Origin of the sequence: Streptomyces sp. 2323.1, assembly GCF_900221035.1 — a bacterium.
Classification (GTDB): domain Bacteria; phylum Actinomycetota; class Actinomycetes; order Streptomycetales; family Streptomycetaceae; genus Streptomyces; species Streptomyces sioyaensis.
The window spans coordinates 3,077,748-3,094,160 of the sequence record NZ_LT907981.1 but is presented as its reverse complement, the minus strand read 5'-3'; the positions used below and the strand labels follow the sequence as shown (position 1 = coordinate 3,094,160).

Here is a 16,413-nt window from a genome sequence, read left to right as displayed (position 1 = left end):
CGCGTCTCTCCTTGGTCACCGTCGCCGGAGGCCCAAGGCCCCCTCGCTCGTCATCCGGATGCCCTCGATGCTGCGGAGCTGGTGGCGCAGACCGAACTTGGCGGCCACGTTCGCGGCGTCGTTGAGGACGTGGAGTCCATCATCCCGGGTGGCGGGGTCGGACAGCAGGATGTGACCGTGGGCGGTGTCCAGCCGGACATGCTGCATGGGTGAGTCGGTCGTTCCGGTGCTGCGGGCGATGTCGATGAAGTGCAGGGCCTGGGTGAGGTCACCGACGCCGCGGTGTGCGAGGGCGAGTTTTTGGTGGGCGACGGACCAGTCGTCGGGCTCGGCCAGGTCCTCGAACTCGCGCGTCGCGGCGAGCATGACCCGGGCGGCATAGTCGTTGTTGCCGTCCTTGCTCAGCGCGGTGCCCACCCACAGCCGGGCTCTGGCCCGGTCGCGGCGGGAGAGCCTGTCGTCGACGGCCAGGTTCTCGTAGTGGCGGGCGGCTGTCTCCAGCTTGCCGGACATCTCGGCGATCACGGCGAGGGACAGGTCGAGCTGGGCGACGCGGCGGGGGACGCCGAGCTGGGTGAACAGCGCGCGGGCGCCGGCATAGGAGTGCTGGGCCGACAGCGGGCCGAGGACGGCTCCTTGGTCGCGTTGGAGATCACCCATCAGCACCGTTGAGCGGGCGAACAAGTACCTGCCCTTGTCGTCCAGCTCGGTCGGTTTGAAGCGTGTCAGCCACCGTTTCAGCAGGTTGTCGGCGAAGGCGAAGTTCTGACGGGAGAGGGCGACGACGGTCCGGTCCAGGTCGTCGGCCCACGTTTCGTACTCCCAGACCCTGGGGCCACTGCTGGTGATGCGCCTGCCGCTGCCCTGGCCGGGCCGGCCAGCCTCGGACAGGAAGGTCTCGAAGCGCAGGTGCACGGCGGCGTCCGAGCGGGCCAGGGCGGTGTCCAGGATGGCCTGGGTGTCCTGCCGTGGTTCCGTTGCGGCCAGCAGCTTCTCCCACTTGGAGATGGTGCGGATGGCGACGCCCAGGTGCTGGGCGAAGGCGCGGACGCTCAGCCGCAGTGCGAGACGTAATGCCCGGGCTTCCAAGCCGGTCCAGTGGTGCACGGTCGTCACGCGTCGCTCCCTTCCGTTCGCCATCGAAGCACGATGCGTGCAGGCGGGGGGACACAAGTGCAACGGAAGTACAACAGAGGGTCATTGGCCGCTGAAGGAGGGCGAGGCCACGCTACGAGTGCTGCCACTTCCCGAGCATTGGACGGTCATCGATGGAATCCCTCACCGAGCATCGCCGGGTCAGCGGTCCGGTCGTTTACGGCTTTCTGCGGCTGCTGCGGGTATCGGCGGCCCGGCAGGGGGCCCTGATGGCGTCGCTGGCCGAGTACTGCCGCAGCCACGAGCTACTGCTGTCCGGCGTGTTCACCGAACGGTCTGCCGCGACCGGTTCGGCGGCGTTCACCGGGCTGCTGGACGTCCTCGCCCTGCCCGACACCTATGGCGTCGTTGCACCGGCTGCCTCCCATCTGGGCACGAAGCCGATAGCCGGTGAACGGCAGAAACGGATCGAGACGGCCGGGGCACGGCTGCTTCTGGTCCGCGGGCTCCGCGGCCCCCGCCCTTCCGGTCATGGGCCGACCAGCCCGCCTTCCGCAGGCCGTCGGCGCGGAAGCCTGGGACCGGCCCCCGCCCTGGACGCAGAGACGTGAGGCTCGCTATGCCTGATGCGACACAGAAATTCTTCGATCCGAAGCCCGAATCCGTCAGGCTGGCCCGCGACTTTGCCGCCACGACTCTGAAGACATGGGGACTGGAGGCCCCGGCGGACGAAGTCTGTGTGTCTCCGAACTGGCCTCCAACGCACTCCTCCACGGCACCAAGCGCGGACACGGCTTTCTGGTGAGGCTGCACGCCGACGACGACTTCGTACGTCTGGAAGTGCATGACAGCCGCGACCACCACGACGGCCGCGAACCGCAGCCGGCAGTCCAGCATCCGGCGGACACCGACACCACTGGACGGGGCCTGTTGATCGTGGACATGCTCGCCGACTGCTGGGGTGTCGAGACCAGAGAGCCTCTGGGCAAGGTCGTCTGGTCCCGCTTCAAAGCCGGATCCAGAGACGGCCAGGGCCGCCCGTGCTGAAGCCGCACCCCCTACGGTGGCCGAGCCCTGGCCTCCTGGTCTCGCTGCATTCTCCGCTGCGCGCCCTACGGCCTGCGGCTGCCGACCCACCCGCGCTGGAGCGACCTCGTCTGCGGCAGCGGCCAGGCGGTTCTGGTCCTCGTCCCGGACCCACTGCGGCAGACCGCCAACGTGGTCCGCGTCCCCGCTGTCCCTGGCCGCCGAGCCCGCCCCGGGCGCGGCCTGCGATGGGTCGTGGGGCGGGGCCCGGCAGCCGGCCCCTGGCCGGGGCCGTCTCCGGAACGCGACCGCTCGCCCCGCAGGCGCCGGCAGCTTGTGAGTCGTGGGGCGGGCTGCGTCAGACTGTGGGCATGTTGTCACCCCGCCGTGCGTGCCCTATCTGCACTCGAGAGATCGCCGTTGTCGGCGGGCGCTTCGCTCGCCATGACCCGCCCGGGCGGCGGACGGTGCTGGAGCTGATCTCCTGTCCGGGCTCGCGGCGGATCGCGCCGATGATGGCTCCGGCGGAGAAGCTCTTCGATCCGGAGGAGCCGCCGATGCCGGGTCAGCAGCCGTTGTTCTGAGGCAGGCTGCCGACGGCGGGCGGTAATTACGGGGCCAGGACGTCCAGTTCGGCCATGGCGCCGGCGGTGATCTCGCGGGTGAGGGACTCCGCGCGGGCTGCGTCGCCGGTGCGTACCGCCTCCGCGACCTGTACGTGGAGGGTGACCGCGGCCGGGTCGGGGTCGGTGAACATCACATGGTGCTGGGTGCGGCCGGTCAGGACGGCGGCGACCACATCGCCGAGGCGGGCGAACATCTCGTTGCCGGAGGCGGTCAGCACGATCCGGTGGAAGGCGACGTCGTGGACCAGATAGGCGTCGAGCTGCTGGCCGCGTGAGGTGGCGACCATGCCCATGGCGTGCTCGGTGAGTTCGGCGCACTGCGCGGGGGTGGCGTGCTGCGCGGCCAGGCCCGCGGCGACCGGTTCGACGGCCGAGCGCAGCACGGTCAGGGAGCGCAGCTGCCGGGGCCGGTCCCGGCCGGCCAGCCGCCAGCCGATCACCCGCGGGTCGTAGACGTTCCACTCCTCGGTGGGCCGGACGGTCACCCCGACCCGGCGCCGGGAGGCGACCAGCTGCATGGATTCCAGTACCCGGACCGCCTCGCGGATGACCGTGCGGGAGACGTCGAAGCGCTCCTCCAGTTCATCCGTGCGCAGGACCGTGCCCGGAGGGTAGTCGCCCGCGGTGATCGCGGGTCCGAGGGACTCCAGTACACGGGCGTGCAGTCCCTTCCCCTCGTTTTCCATGGGCCAAGCCTACGTTCCCGCACCCGGCCAATTAAGTATGACGTTTTCATCACGAGCTCTTGAATACGTCGTACCTAATGGGTTTCAGTGGGGCCCGCACGAGGTCAAGGAAGACAGCGAGGTACCACGGGATGAGCACCCCCGACGTGATCGTCGTGATGGGCGTGGCCGGCACCGGCAAGACCACGATCGGTCCGCTGGTGGCCGCCGCACTGGGCGTCCCGTACGCCGAGGGGGACGACTTCCACCCGCCGGCGAACATCGCCAAGATGTCGGCCGGCATCCCGCTGGACGACCACGACCGCGGCCCCTGGCTGGACGCCATCGGCGCCTGGGCGCACGGGCGGGCCGGGCAGGGCGGGGTGGTCAGCAGCTCCGCGCTCAAGCGCGGCTACCGCGACCGGCTGCGCGCCGCCGCCCCCGGCGCCGTCTTTCTGCACCTCACCGGGGACCGCGCGCTGATCGAGGCGCGGATGGCCGAGCGCACCGGCCACTTCATGCCGGCCGCGCTGCTGGACTCCCAGTTCGCCACGCTCGAACCGCTCGGGCGCGACGAGACGGGCGTCACCGTGGACGTGGCCGGCACCCCGCAGCAGATCGCCGGACGGGCCGTCACCGCGCTGCGCGCGATGACCGCACCGGCCGGATAACCCCCCAACACCCCCCACTGCAGCACCCCTTCCCCCTCCGTACGACCAAGGGAATCGCCGTGACACATCTCAGCGTCGAGATGCTCGCAGCGGATGCGACCGAGCCGATCACCTCGGCCGGTCACGCTCAGCTGGGCATCGCCGTTCTGGCCGGCATAGCCGTCATCGTCCTGCTCATCACCAAGTTCAAGCTGCATGCCTTCCTGTCGTTGATCATCGGCTCGCTGGTGCTCGGTGCGGTGGCCGGTGCGCCGCTCGACAAGGCCATCACCAGCTTCACGACGGGGCTCGGTACGACGGTCGCGGGCACCGGCGTGCTGATCGCGCTCGGTGCCGTCCTCGGGCGGCTGCTCGCCGATTCCGGCGGCGCGGACCAGATCGTCGACACGATCCTGGCGAAGGCGGGCCGGGGGGCGATGCCCTGGGCGATGGTGCTGATCGCCGGGATCGTCGGGCTGCCGATCTTCTTCGAGGTCGGCATCGTGCTGCTGATACCGGTGGTGCTGCTGGTCGCGCGGCGCGGCAACTTCTCGCTGATGCGGATCGGCATCCCGGCGCTGGCCGGACTGTCCGTCATGCACGGGCTGATCCCGCCGCACCCCGGGCCGCTGGCGGCGATCGACGCGGTCGGCGCGAACCTCGGTGTCACCCTCGCGCTCGGTGTGGTCGTCGCCGTCCCGACCGCGATCATCGCCGGTCCGGTCTTCTCCCGTTACGCGGCCCGCTGGGTGGACGTCCGCCCGCCGGAGCATCTGGTGCCCGCGCGCAGCTCCGACGACCTGGAGAAGCGGCCCGGTTTCGGGATCACGGTCGCCACCGTGCTGCTGCCGGTCGTGATGATGCTGGCGAAGGCGCTGGTGGACATCGTCGTCGACGATCCCGCGGCCGGCGTGCAAAGGGCCTTCGACGTCATCGGCTCGCCGCTGATCGCGCTGCTGACCGCCGTCATCGTCGCGATGTTCACGCTGGGGCGGGCGGCCGGCTTCACCCGGGGCCGGATCGCCACGACCGTCGAGAAGTCGCTCGGCCCGATCGCCGGTGTGGTGCTGATCGTGGGTGCGGGCGGCGGCTTCAAGCAGACGCTGGTGGACGCCGGCGTCGGCCAGATGATCCTGGACGTCTCCAAGGGCTGGCACGTCTCCGCGCTGCTGCTGGCCTGGCTGATCGCGGTCGCCATCCGGCTCGCGACGGGCTCCGCGACGGTGGCCACCATCTCCGCCGCCGGGCTCGTCGCCCCGCTCGCCGCGGAGATGAGCACCACCCACGCCGCGCTGCTGGTGCTGGCCATCGGCGCCGGGTCGCTCTTCTTCAGCCATGTCAACGACGCCGGATTCTGGCTGGTCAAGGAGTACTTCGGCCTGAGCGTCGGGCAGACGCTGAAGACCTGGTCGGTGATGGAGACGCTGATCTCGGTCGTGGGGATTGTGTGCGTCCTGTTGTTGTCGTTGGTTCTGTAGGGAGCCCCGGGCCAGTCGCTGATTCTTTGGAGCCCCGACCCTTCCGACCCCGCCAGCCCTTCAGAACCCCAGTCCCTCAGGGCGGTTCACGCCCCGGGCGCCCCACCCCCCTCAGGCGCCCGTTCCCCGGCACGAGGCCGCACCGGCAGACATCCGCCGGTGCGGCCTCGTGCGCTTGAGGTCAGCCGGCCGGCTGGAGAGCGGCGGTGCCGACGAAGTCCGTGAGGGCGGCGGACACGTGGGTCGTGGCGTCCTTCGCCGGTGCGCCGAGGGCGAGATAGCCGTCGGGGCGGACGAGGACGACGGCCGGGCCGCTGCCGTACGCGTCCTGGACATGGCCCTCGGCATCGAGCAGATCGGGGGCCGGGCCGCCGACGCGGACGATCCGCAGCAGGGCGGGGTCGGCGGGCAGTCGGGTCTCGTCCAGCTCGACGTCGCCCAGGGCGAGCACGGTGAAGTGCGGGCCCCGGAAGGCGTCGAAGAGCCGGGTGGGCCGGCCGTCGGCGGTGCGGCACGGGGCGTCGGGGGCCCGGTCGCCGGCGACGGGTATGCCCTCGGCGAGGTCGGTCCGCAGTTCCCGGGTCAGGGGGCTGTCGGGGTAGCCGATGTCGAGCTGGTGCAGGTCCCGGCCGCGGTGCAGGCTGCCGGAGCGGTGCAGCCGGGTGCTGGTGTCCAGGATGCGCGCGGCGATCGGGCGGCGCTCGGTGCCGTAGCTGTCGAGCAGGGAGTCGGGGGCGCCGTACCGCAGCACCTGGCCGAGCTTCCAGCCGAGGTTGTAGGCGTCCTGCACGCTGGTGTTGAGGCCCTGGCCGCCCGCCGGGGAGTGGATGTGCGCGGCGTCGCCGGCCAGGAAGACCCGGCCGGTGCGGTAGGAGTCGGCCATGCCCGCCCGGGGGCGGAAGAGCGAGGTCCACACCACCTCGCGGATCTGGTCGGCCGCCAGGTGGGTGCGCGCCGCGAGCAGGGTGCGGATCGTCTCCGGCGAGGTGTCCGTCGTCCCCTCGGGGGCCGCGATCAGGGTCTGGAAGAGGTCGGTGCCGGCGAGCGGCAGCAGGGCGGTGAAGGCGCCGTTCGGCAGAACCCAGCGGTGCCAGTGGTCCCGGTCGAGGCCGTCGACCCGGACGTCCGCTATCAATGCCGCGCCCGGCTCCAGCGACGGCCCGCTCATCCCGACGCCCAGCGCCCGGCGTACGGTGCTGCGCCCGCCGTCGGCGGCGACCAGATAGCCGGCGCGCACCGTGTGCGGCGCCCCGCCGACGCGTTGCAGACGGACCGTCACCCCGTCCGCGTCCTGGGTGAAGTCGGTGAGTTCGGTGCCGAGGAGCACGCTGCCGCCGAGCTCGGTCAGCCGGTCGTGCAGCACCTCCAGGTTGCGGAACTGCGGCACCATCAGGGCGCTCGAATGGGGCACGGCGGGCGTCGGGTCGACCCGCTCGATCATCTCCCGGACCTGGGTGATCCGGCCGTTCTCCCAGAGGGCGGTCGGCGGATAGAGCCCGCCGACCGCCTGGATCGCCTCCAGCACTCCGAGGTCCTCGTAGACCTCCTGGGTGCGCGGCTGCAGACCGGTGCCGCGGGCGCCGGGCGAGAGGCGGTCCTGCCGCTCGACGACCAGGGCGCGCACCCCGCGCCGGGCGAGGTCGATGCCGAGCGCGAGGCCGGTGGGGCCCGCGCCGGCGATCAGTACGTCGACGGTCGTGGGGAGGTCGTCCGCCACAACGGCGCTGTCCTTAACGTTGTTAAGCTCCATGCTTCCGAGCATGTCTTTAACGGTGTTAAGTTGTCAACATGGTTTCTCGCATCGACCGGAAACAAGTGGTGGACACCGCTCTGCGGCTGCTGAACGAGGTGGGCCTCGACGGTCTCACCCTGCGCCGCATCGCCAAGGAGCTGAACGTCCAGGCTCCCGCGCTGTACTGGCACTTCAAGAACAAACAGGAGCTGCTGGACGAGATGGCCACCGAGATGTTCCGGCGGATGATCGCGCCGATGCTCGGGGAGGGCCCCGGGACGACGGGCCTCGGCGGGACGTGGCGGGACGCCCTGCTCACCAGCTGCCGGGCGCTGCGCCGCGAACTGCTCGGCTACCGCGACGGCGGCAAGGTCTTCAGCGGCACCCGGATGACCGACGAGAGCTACGCCCGGCCGCTCGACAACCTCCTCACCCGGCTCACCGGGACGGGCTTCTCGGCGGGCCTGGCGGCGCGGGCGTGGTGGACCGCGTACAGCTACACCATCGGCGTGGTGATCGAGGAACAGTCCGTCTATCCCGAGCCGGGCGTGCCGGAGGCCCGCCGCCCGGAGGACCGCGACCCGGCCTACGACCTGGAGAGCCGCGCGGAGAAGATCGGCGTGGACTATCCCCTCGCGGCGCGGGCGGGTTTGGAGATGTTCGGCGACATGGACCGGAACTTCGAGGCCGGGCTACAGCTCATCATCGCGGGCGTCGAGGCCACTGCCGCGGGCGGGTGAAGCCGGCGACGCAGTGTCCTCGGTGGTCTGCCGGGCGCCACTCCGGCGGCGCCATACGGCGATCGGCACCGCGCCCGCGAGGCCCAGCGCCGCCGGAGCCGCCGCGACGGCCTTGTCGAGTCCGGGCTGGTCGAAGGTGTCCGGCACCGGCAGCCACGACCAGCGGTTGATCGGCCATGCGATCGTGAAGGCACGTCCCACGACCTGCTTGGTCTCGACGGTGCCGTTGCCCTTGAGGTTCGTGTGGTAACGGGAGTCCTGGGACCTCTGACGGTGGTCACCCATGACCCAGATGCTTCCCTTGGGTACCTTGATCGGCCCGAATGGCTTGTCACCGCAGGGGGTGTTGCCGGGAAAGAGGTACGAATCCTCCTTCAGCGCCTTGCCGTTGACCTTGACCGGGCCGGTGCCGTGGCACTCGACCGTGTCGCCGCCGACCGCGATGACCCGCTTGATCAGGTCCTTCTCCTCCGCTGACGGCATCAGGCCGATGAAGCTGAGGACCTGCTGGACAGCGTTGGGCTCAGGGGCCGGCGTCTCGTCGAGCCAGCCGCCCGGGTCGTGGAAGACCACCACCTCGCCGCGCTGCGGCTCGGAGCCGAACCATGGCGTCAGCTTGTCCACCAGGACCCGGTCCCCGCGCTGCAGGGTGTCCTGCATCGAGTCGGACGGGATCGAGAACGCCTGCACCAGGAAGGTCTTGATCAGCAGGGCGAGGAGAAGAGCGATACCGATGAGAATCGGCAGCTCTTTCCAGAAGCCGCGCTGCCTTCTGGCCTTCTTCACGCTGCCGCTCTCCTCCTCGCCCCCGAGTCGTCCCCACGGCCGCTGCTGGTCCGTCGACACTCCGGACCGGTCGGTCGCCCCAGGCCCGCCGACTGTCCTGCGTCCGCCGTCCGTGCGGCGCTGAACACGCACGCATTCCCCCGCACGTTAAGCGGCACCTGTTGCGATCGTCCCGAGGCCGTGTATCAGGCACATCTCGATCTTTTCCCCGGACCGTGACAGTCACCGGGAACGGCGTCGGGCCCGGGGCGATTCCTACGCGGTTCTTGGACGTCGTTTCCACGCGGAGTTGAACCGCCCGGCCGTCAGAGCGACGGCCGCCGCGGATCGATCGCGTGCTTCAGCAGCGGGGTCAGCGGGCGCTCCAGGAAGCGGTGCAGCAGCCACGCCAGCAGCAGCATCAGCCCCACCGTCAGAAGCAGCGTGGCGTACGAGGGCAGGCCGAGGGTGTGGTGCAGGGCGCGGACGACCACCCACCCCAGGTGTTCATGGACGAGGTAGAACGGGTACGTCAGCGCGCCCGCGACGGTCAGCCAGCGCCAGTTCGCCCAGCGCAGCAGGCCCAGGGCGACCGCCGCGACGAGGGCGAAGCCGAGCGTGACGACGGCGATGATGCCGGCCGTCGAACGGTAGGAGAACGCGGTGGCCGACGCCGCGTGCCAGAGCCCGGCGACCGCGTAATGCTGTCCGACCAGCCAGCTGACCAGCACTATCGCCCAGGCGATCGGATCGCGGGCGCCATAGCGGTGCAGCAGATACAGACCGATGCCGCCGATGAAGAACGGGGCGTACTCGGGCATCAGGACGGTGTCGAGGAAGGGCTCGTGCGCGGCCTGGGCGAGCGCGGCGGCCAGGGTCCAGCCGGCGCAGAAGAGCACCACCCGGCTGCGGGTGGCGCCCGGCAGGACGACGCAGAGCGCGAAGAGGGCGTAGAACCGCATCTCCGCCCAGAGGGTCCAGCACACGCCCAGCACCCGGTCCACGCCCAACGGCTGTTGCAGCATGGTCAGGTTGGTGAGCACCTCACTGGGCGGCAGCGCCTTGTAGGCGACCCAGGGGAGCGCGAAGACCGCGGTGATCAGGAGGATCGCGGCCCAGTACGCGGGATAGAGGCGGGAGATGCGCGAGGCGATGAAGGCGCGCAGCGTCCGGCCCCAGCCGCTGAGGCAGATGACGAAGCCGCTGATCACGAAGAAGATCTGGACGCCCAGACAGCCATAGGCGAACAGCGGCGCCAGGGTGGGGAATTGGTGGGCGGGCGTGCCGCCCCAGGCCTGGGATATCTCGCCGCTGCGCCCCCCGTAGTGGTACGCGGCGACCATCAGCGCGGCGAGCAGCCGCAGCCCGTCCAGGGCGCGCAGCCGCGACGAACCGCCACGGCTGCGCCCTTGTATTGCCGCCGGTCCCGGGGCGGTGACGGCCACCGGCGTGACCGGTGGCGCGCCGGTGGTCAGCTCGGTGGCGGTCATCCGAACGCGGCCCGCTTCTTCAGCCGCCGCTGCACCGCGCGCGCCCGGCGGGCGACCCGGCGGACGGCGGCGTTGCGCGGGATGAACGACAGCTGGGACGGGATGGCGCCGGGCAGCGCCAGCGCGGTCAGCCGGCGGCGCTTGAAGTAGCGCCAGGTGAACTGGTCGAGATGGGCCGCGAGATAGCGCTCGGCGTGCGGCCGCAGCTCCGGGTACATCTGGTGCTGCATCGCATAGCCGACCGCGGCGACCAGGCCCTCGACGCTCTCCGCGGTGGCGGCGGTGCGCGGCTGCTCGCTGCGGTCGCCCAGGTCGGGCACCAGCGCGTCCACGAGCGTGACCGGGATCCGGTTGCTGTTCTGGTACGGGGTGAGCCGCTCCAGCAGCAGACCGGTGCCGGTGCGCGCCGTCGGCAGGCCGTAGAAGGTGGCCGCCGTCAGCAGCGCGGTGGAGAAGCAGCCGACGACCAGCGCGGGCCGCATCCGCTGGTAGAGCACCTCGGCCAGCACCGGGCGCTCCAGCACGGTCAGTTCCAGGTCCAGCTTCTCGGCCTCCCGCTCCAGCAGCCGCGACCAGCGGGCCGGCGCGGACGGGTGCGGCTTGAAGACGACCGTGCGGTGACCGCGCTCGGCCGCGCCGCGCAGCATCCGCACATGCAGCTCCTCTTCCTCCTCGGGAGTGAGGATGCCCAGCGCGGAGAGGTACTGGCCGAGCAGCAGCGCGGCACCCTCCGGCAGGTCCAACTCGCCGCTGGCATCGGAGAGTTCGGACAGCACCTTGAGGAAGGTGTCGGCCGGCACACACCGCGGCTCGACCTCGAACTCGGTCAGCAGGAGCGGCGTCAGGCCCGGCACCAGGTCCAGGTGCAGCAGCCGGTTGATCCGGGTGCCGATCAGCGGGTCGAGCTTGTTGCGGGTCGGGCCGTAGCTCATCAGGCCGTCGGCGTAGACGTCGATCGGCGCGTCGGGGAACAGATGGGCGACCGCCAGTGCCGGGTTGACCTGGATGGACTCCACGACCAGCTCGACGCGGTCGTCGCCCAGGCCCCACAGCAGCCGCAGATGCCGCTCCCACATCGGGGCGTCGTCCGCGCGCGGGGACCAGCCGCCGGGGTGGAACGGGCTGATCGTCTCGTTCCAGGACAGCACCCGGTCGAAGCGGCCGCGCAGCCGCTCGAAGCCGGGCATGGTGTCCAGCGAGGCGCTGGTCTCCGGGGTCGCCGCGTTGTTGCTGAGCAGCAGCAGCCGGCGGTCGGCCGGGGCGAAGCAGTCGGCGTCCAGCGCGGCGGCGAGCGTCGCCGCGCCGTAGAGCGTGGACGCCATGAAGATCTGGGTACGCGGTCGGGTGGACATCAGGCGGCGACCTCCGCCGGGACAGGGCGACGGCGCAGTCGCCGCAGCCGGGACGCGCGCTGCACATCCATCGAATCCAGGGCTTCCTTCAGTACGTCCTGCGGCATGCGTTTCATGGCCGCCGCGCTCATCGCGCGCAATTTACGGGCGACCTGCGGTTCGAAGCGTTCGATCGAACCGAGGTGGTGGGCAATGATCGCGCAATAGGTGCGCACCGCCTTGGGCAGCAGGAATTCCGCATCGCGATCTTGCGCGGTCTCCTCGATCACCTGATCGAAGGCGCGGATGAAGTCCAATTGCCGCACATCGCCGATCTGGGTCAGGGAGGAGGCCACTCCGCGCCGGTAGAAAACGCCGAGTTGTCCGATCACCGCCATGGACTGCGCCTCGCGGTGCAGCCGCCAGATCCACGGGCGGTCCTCCGCGGTGCGCAGCCCGTCCCGGAAATGCAGCACCCCGTCGTCCAGCAGCCGGCGGTGGTACATCCCGGCCCAGGCGAAGGCGTAGTCGACGGAGGTGGAGCGGTCGGCGGGCAGGATCACCGCGCGCGGGTCCAGCACCACCCCGCGCCGGCCGTGCGGGACCCGGTGGACGGTGCGCGCCCGGGCGGTGCACTGGACATGGTCGGTACGGACGAAGTCGCACCCCAACTCTTCGATGGCCGAGAGGAGTCGGGGGTAGTAGCCGGGTGCGAGCCAGTCGTCGCCGTCCAGGAAGGTGACGTATTCGCCGCGGGCCTCGTCCAGACCGGTGTTCCGGGCGGTGGCCAGCCCCCCGTTCTGTTCGTGCCGCAGCAGTCTGGCGCCCGGCAGCTCGCGCTCGGCGCGCGCGAGGATCTGAGGGGTCTCGTCGCGCGAGCAGTCGTCGACGAGCAGGAATTCAAAATCCTCGCGGGCATTGGCCGCCAGGCTTTTCAGGGTGTCGGGCGCGTATGTCTGCACGTTGTAGAACGGCACGATGACGGAGAGCTTAACCACCCGGGTGACGTTAGGCGCGGCGCCCGGCTTTCGTCTTTACGGGGTGCGGACCCCAGGGTGAACGAAGAATGGCGGGATGGTTAACCAGGCCGACAATCGGGCCGGTTCGTCATTCGTCGACCCGCTGTTAACCCTTTGTTGCGGCCCAGTTGGCCCGCCAAACGGAATGCCTTCCTAGCGTCTTCGACGTGCCATCACGTACCGCTTCCACGCCGCGAGTCGCCGTGCTCGCCGACTCGGATACCCGCTGGAAATGGGGCGCTTTGACAGCGTACCGGCTCCAATCGGACATTCGACTCGACGGATACCTCCTCCGCGGCCGCGCAACCCCCACGGTCCGCCAGCTCGACGAGGTCGGCGCCCGTGCGGACTCGCTGCGCGAAATCAGGGGCGTCGATTTCGTGCGTTCCGTCGACCGTACGCGCTATGACGTCATCGTGCTGGCCTGTGTAGGCGGAGCGGTGCAAGCCGTGCTGCACGGCCTGGCCCGCGCCTGGAGCGCCGGGACGCCGGACGCCGCCGGACAGCACCGCCCGGTCGTGGTCACCGGCTACGTCGGAGTGGTCTACGAGAAGCTCGCCGACGGGCTGCTGCTGCGGCACGGCGCCGACGTCGTACTCGCCAACTCCCGGCACGACGCGGACCGGTTCCGCGAGGTCTACCGCGGCGTCGGCGCCGACGACCACAGCGTCGTCGAATGCGCCCTGCCCTTCCTCGGCGGCGAGCGCTACACCGGCGAACACACCCCTTACACCGTGGTGTTCGCCGCCCAGCCCTCCGTCCCGGAGAGCCGCGCGGACCGTGGCTACCTGCTGCGCCGGGCGGTGGAGCACGCCCGCATGCACCCCGACCGCGAGGTGCTGATCAAGCTCCGCAGCAAGCCGGGCGAGCACACCACGCACATCGAGGAACTGCCCTACCAGAAGCTCGCCGCCAAGGCGCCCGGCGGACTGCCCGCCAACTGCCGCCTGGTGTACGGCAACATGGGCGAGGTCCTGGACCGTACCGACCTGATGGTCACGGTCAGCTCGACCGCCGCCCTGGAGTCCCTGCACCGCGGCATCCCCACCGCCGTCCTCACCGACCTCGGCGTCCGCGAGGCCCTCGGCAACCACCACTTCCTGGGCTCCGGCTGCCTGGCCTCCTGGGACGAGCTGGACGCCGGCCACCGCCCGGAGCCGGACGCCGACTGGCTCGCCCGGCAGGGCGTCGCCGCCCACGGGGACTACGAGAAGGCCTTCGACGCCGCCCGCGCCCGGGTCACCGTGCTGCGCGAGGCCGGCCTGCTGCCGCCGCTCGCCCCCTACTACACCCCCCGCACCGCCCCCGGCTACCTCCCCGGCATCCTCGCCCGGCACGGCCTCGACCCGCACGGCGAGCCGCTCGCCGGATACGACGAGGCCCCCGAGGAGACCGGCGGACTGCGCCGGGTCGCCCGCGAGACGGTCCGCGAGGCCGCCCGCGGCGCCTACCGCCACGGCGTCCAGCGCGTCGCCCCCGCCATCCGCCGCTGGGGGCAGCTGTGAGCGCCCGCCCGTCGCCCGCCACCTCTGATGGCCCGAGCCCTACCGAGGAGCCCGCAATGTCACCCACTGTTGTGGCCGTCATCCCCGCCCGCGGCGGATCCAAGGGCGTGCCCGCCAAGAACCTCGCCGCCGTCGGGGGAGTGCCCCTGGTGGCCCGTGCGGTCCGTGAGTGCCGCGCCGCCCGCCTGGTCACCGATGTCGTCGTCTCCACCGACGACGCCGGGATCGCGGCCGCAGCCCGCGGCGCCGGAGCCGTCGTCGTACGCCGCCCCGGAGACATCGCGGGCGACACCGCCACCAGCGAGGCCGCCGTCCTGCACGCCATGGACGCCTACGAGGCCGAGCAGGGCACCACAGTCGACGCGGTGCTGCTGGTCCAGTGCACCAGCCCGTTCATAGTCCGCGAGGACATCGACGGGGTGGCCGCCGCGGTCGTCGAGGACGGCGCGGACAGCGCGCTGACCGTCGCCCCCTTCCACGGCTTCGTCTGGCGCGACGCCGAGAACGCCGTGGCCGGCACGGCCGACGCCACCGACGGCGGCCACGGCGTCAACCACGACAAGTCCTTCCGGCCGCGCCGCCAGGACCGCCCCCAGGACCTGCTGGAGACCGGCGCCGCCTACGCCATGGACGCGGCCGGCTTCCGCACCAGCGGCCACCGCTTCTTCGGCCGCACCGAACTCGTCCGCACCGACCCCGCCCGGGTGCTGGAGATCGACGACCCGCACGATCTCGCCCGCGCCCGCGCGCTGGCCCCGCTGCTGGACGCCCCGCGCCCCGGCGCCCTCCCCACCCGCGAGGACATCGACGCGGTGGTCCTCGACTTCGACGGCACCCAGACCGACGACCGGGTGCTGATCGACTCCGACGGACGGGAGATCGTCGCGGTCCACCGCGGCGACGGCCTCGGCGTCGCAGCCCTGCGCAAGGCGGAGCTGAAGCTGCTGATCCTGTCCACCGAGACCAACCCGGTCGTCGCCGCACGGGCCCGCAAGCTGAAGGTGCCCGTCCTGCACGGCATCGACCGCAAGGACCTCGCCCTCAAGCAGTGGTGCGAGGAGGCCGGCATCGCGCCCGAGCGCGTGCTCTACGTCGGCAACGACGTCAACGACCTGCCGTGCTTCGACCTCGTCGGCTGGCCCGTGGCGGTCGCCGGCGCCCACGACGTGGTGCGCGGCGCGGCCCGCGCCGTCACCGCGACGCCCGGCGGCAGCGGCGCCATCCGCGAGATCGCCGCCTGGCTCCTGGGCCCGTCCCTGTAAACCCGCCCAGCCCCGTACACCCCAGACCCCACCCCCGCACACTGATCAACACGAAGGAATCTCCCCATGAGCAACAACTCCCGCCTCCGCACCCTCGGCAACCGCGAGGCCGGCCCCGGCCGCCCCGTCTACGTCACCGGTGAGATCGGCATCAACCACAACGGCGACCTGGAGAACGCCTTCGCGCTGATCGACGCCGCCGCCGACGCCGGCTGCGACGCGGTGAAGTTCCAGAAGCGCACCCCGGAGATCTGCACCCCGCGCGACCAGTGGGACATCGAGCGCGACACCCCCTGGGGCCGGATGACCTACATCGACTACCGCCACCGCGTGGAGTTCGACGAGGACGGCTACCGCGCCATCGACGAGTACTGCAAGAAGCGCGGCATCGCGTGGTTCGCCTCCCCGTGGGACGTCGAGTCCGTCGCCTTCCTGGAGAAGTTCGACGTGCCCTGCTACAAGGTCGCCTCCGCCTCGCTCACCGACGACGAGCTGCTGCGCGCCATGCGCGCCACCGGCCGCACCGTCATCCTCTCGACGGGCATGTCCACCCCCAAGCAGATCCGGCACGCCGTCGAGGTCCTGGGCAGCGACAACATCCTGCTCTGCCACGCCACCAGCACCTACCCGGCCAAGGCCGAGGAGCTCAACCTGCGCATGATCAACACCCTGCAGGACGAGTACCCCAACGTCCCGATCGGCTACAGCGGCCACGAGACCGGTCTGCAGACCACCCTCGCCGCGGTCGCCCTCGGCGCCACCTTCATCGAGCGCCACATCACCCTCGACCGCGCCATGTGGGGCTCCGACCAGGCCGCCTCCGTCGAGCCCGGCGGCCTGACCCGCCTGGTCCGCGACATCCGCACCATCGAGGAGTCCCTCGGTGACGGCGTCAAGAAGGTCTACGAGAGCGAGCTCGGCCCGATGAAGAAGCTGCGCCGCGTCACCGGTGTGGTCGCCGAGGCCGAGGCCGCCGAGCCGGCCGCCGTCTGAGCCCCACCGACGAACCGACGGGAGCCAAGGTGAGCT

16 protein-coding genes are annotated in these 16,413 nt (G+C 71.1%); 9 read left to right on the top strand and 7 right to left on the bottom strand.

The window, feature by feature from the left end; translation table 11 throughout:
• Positions 1-15: 15 nt before the first annotated feature.
• Entirely contained in the window at positions 16-1,116 is a 1,101-nt protein-coding gene (locus tag CPH93_RS12770; RefSeq protein WP_096212909.1) for a hypothetical protein, read from the bottom strand.
• 152 nt (positions 1,117-1,268) lie between these two features.
• Here CPH93_RS12770 and CPH93_RS12765 point away from each other — a divergent pair, with 152 nt between their 5' ends.
• The 3 genes from CPH93_RS12765 (at position 1,269) to CPH93_RS12755 (ending at position 2,705) form a co-directional block, all read left to right on the top strand.
• Positions 1,269-1,706, top strand: coding sequence for a hypothetical protein (locus CPH93_RS12765; RefSeq protein ID WP_231977301.1), 438 nt, complete (start codon positions 1,269-1,271; stop codon positions 1,704-1,706).
• Positions 1,707-1,800: 94 nt separating this feature from the next.
• Positions 1,801-2,142: an ATP-binding protein gene (locus CPH93_RS12760; RefSeq protein WP_331716988.1), complete on the top strand. Its 342-nt coding sequence runs from the start codon at positions 1,801-1,803 to the stop codon at positions 2,140-2,142.
• Positions 2,143-2,492: 350 nt separating this feature from the next.
• Positions 2,493-2,705, top strand: coding sequence for a hypothetical protein (locus CPH93_RS12755; RefSeq protein WP_085924810.1), 213 nt, complete (start codon positions 2,493-2,495; stop codon positions 2,703-2,705).
• Positions 2,706-2,731: 26 nt separating this feature from the next.
• On the opposite strand, the gene CPH93_RS12750 is transcribed toward CPH93_RS12755, so the two are convergent.
• Positions 2,732-3,433 (bottom strand): FadR/GntR family transcriptional regulator, encoded by a 702-nt coding sequence (locus tag CPH93_RS12750; protein WP_006603606.1) that lies wholly within the window; start codon positions 3,431-3,433, stop codon positions 2,732-2,734.
• Between the two features lie 131 nt (positions 3,434-3,564).
• Here CPH93_RS12750 and CPH93_RS12745 point away from each other — a divergent pair, with 131 nt between their 5' ends.
• Together CPH93_RS12745 and CPH93_RS12740 are read left to right on the top strand one after the other, a co-directional pair.
• Entirely contained in the window at positions 3,565-4,083 is a 519-nt protein-coding gene (locus CPH93_RS12745) for a gluconokinase (protein WP_096212908.1), read from the top strand.
• Positions 4,084-4,142: 59 nt separating this feature from the next.
• Positions 4,143-5,540: a GntT/GntP/DsdX family permease gene (locus CPH93_RS12740; RefSeq protein ID WP_096212907.1), complete on the top strand. Its 1,398-nt coding sequence runs from the start codon at positions 4,143-4,145 to the stop codon at positions 5,538-5,540.
• 181 nt (positions 5,541-5,721) lie between these two features.
• Here the strand turns inward: CPH93_RS12740 and CPH93_RS12735 are convergent, their stop codons facing one another.
• Entirely contained in the window at positions 5,722-7,290 is a 1,569-nt protein-coding gene (locus tag CPH93_RS12735) for an FAD-dependent monooxygenase (RefSeq protein ID WP_231977299.1), read from the bottom strand.
• 38 nt (positions 7,291-7,328) lie between these two features.
• Between CPH93_RS12735 and CPH93_RS12730 the strand changes: the two genes are divergently transcribed.
• Positions 7,329-8,012, top strand: a complete 684-nt coding sequence (locus tag CPH93_RS12730) for a TetR/AcrR family transcriptional regulator C-terminal domain-containing protein (RefSeq protein ID WP_093484808.1) — start codon at positions 7,329-7,331, stop codon at positions 8,010-8,012.
• Here CPH93_RS12730 and lepB read toward each other — a convergent pair.
• The 4 genes from lepB to CPH93_RS12710 all read right to left on the bottom strand — a co-directional run bounded on the left by lepB (position 7,965) and on the right by CPH93_RS12710 (position 12,596).
• Positions 7,965-8,858, bottom strand: a complete 894-nt coding sequence (lepB, locus tag CPH93_RS12725; protein ID WP_173909796.1) for a signal peptidase I — start codon at positions 8,856-8,858, stop codon at positions 7,965-7,967. The genes CPH93_RS12730 and lepB overlap by 48 nt on opposite strands.
• A 245-nt stretch (positions 8,859-9,103) precedes the next feature.
• Positions 9,104-10,267, bottom strand: a complete 1,164-nt coding sequence (locus tag CPH93_RS12720; RefSeq protein WP_096212904.1) for an acyltransferase family protein — start codon at positions 10,265-10,267, stop codon at positions 9,104-9,106.
• Complete coding sequence (locus CPH93_RS12715) at positions 10,264-11,619, bottom strand: alpha-2,8-polysialyltransferase family protein (protein WP_096212903.1); 1,356 nt, start codon at positions 11,617-11,619, stop codon at positions 10,264-10,266. Before CPH93_RS12715 ends, CPH93_RS12720 begins: the two co-directional genes overlap by 4 nt.
• A complete protein-coding gene (locus tag CPH93_RS12710) occupies positions 11,619-12,596 on the bottom strand; it encodes a glycosyltransferase family 2 protein (RefSeq protein ID WP_093484812.1) in 978 nt (325 codons plus the stop codon). Before CPH93_RS12710 ends, CPH93_RS12715 begins: the two co-directional genes overlap by 1 nt.
• Positions 12,597-12,784: 188 nt before the next feature.
• On the opposite strand from CPH93_RS12710, the gene CPH93_RS12705 reads away from it, so the two are divergent.
• The 3 genes from CPH93_RS12705 (at position 12,785) to CPH93_RS12695 (ending at position 16,377) form a co-directional block, all read left to right on the top strand.
• Entirely contained in the window at positions 12,785-14,122 is a 1,338-nt protein-coding gene (locus tag CPH93_RS12705; RefSeq protein WP_096212902.1) for a DUF6716 putative glycosyltransferase, read from the top strand.
• Positions 14,123-14,178: 56 nt separating this feature from the next.
• Entirely contained in the window at positions 14,179-15,384 is a 1,206-nt protein-coding gene (locus tag CPH93_RS12700; RefSeq protein WP_093484814.1) for an acylneuraminate cytidylyltransferase, read from the top strand.
• Between the two features lie 66 nt (positions 15,385-15,450).
• Positions 15,451-16,377, top strand: a complete 927-nt coding sequence (locus CPH93_RS12695; protein ID WP_093484815.1) for an N-acetylneuraminate synthase family protein — start codon at positions 15,451-15,453, stop codon at positions 16,375-16,377.
• Positions 16,378-16,413 lie beyond the last annotated feature (36 nt).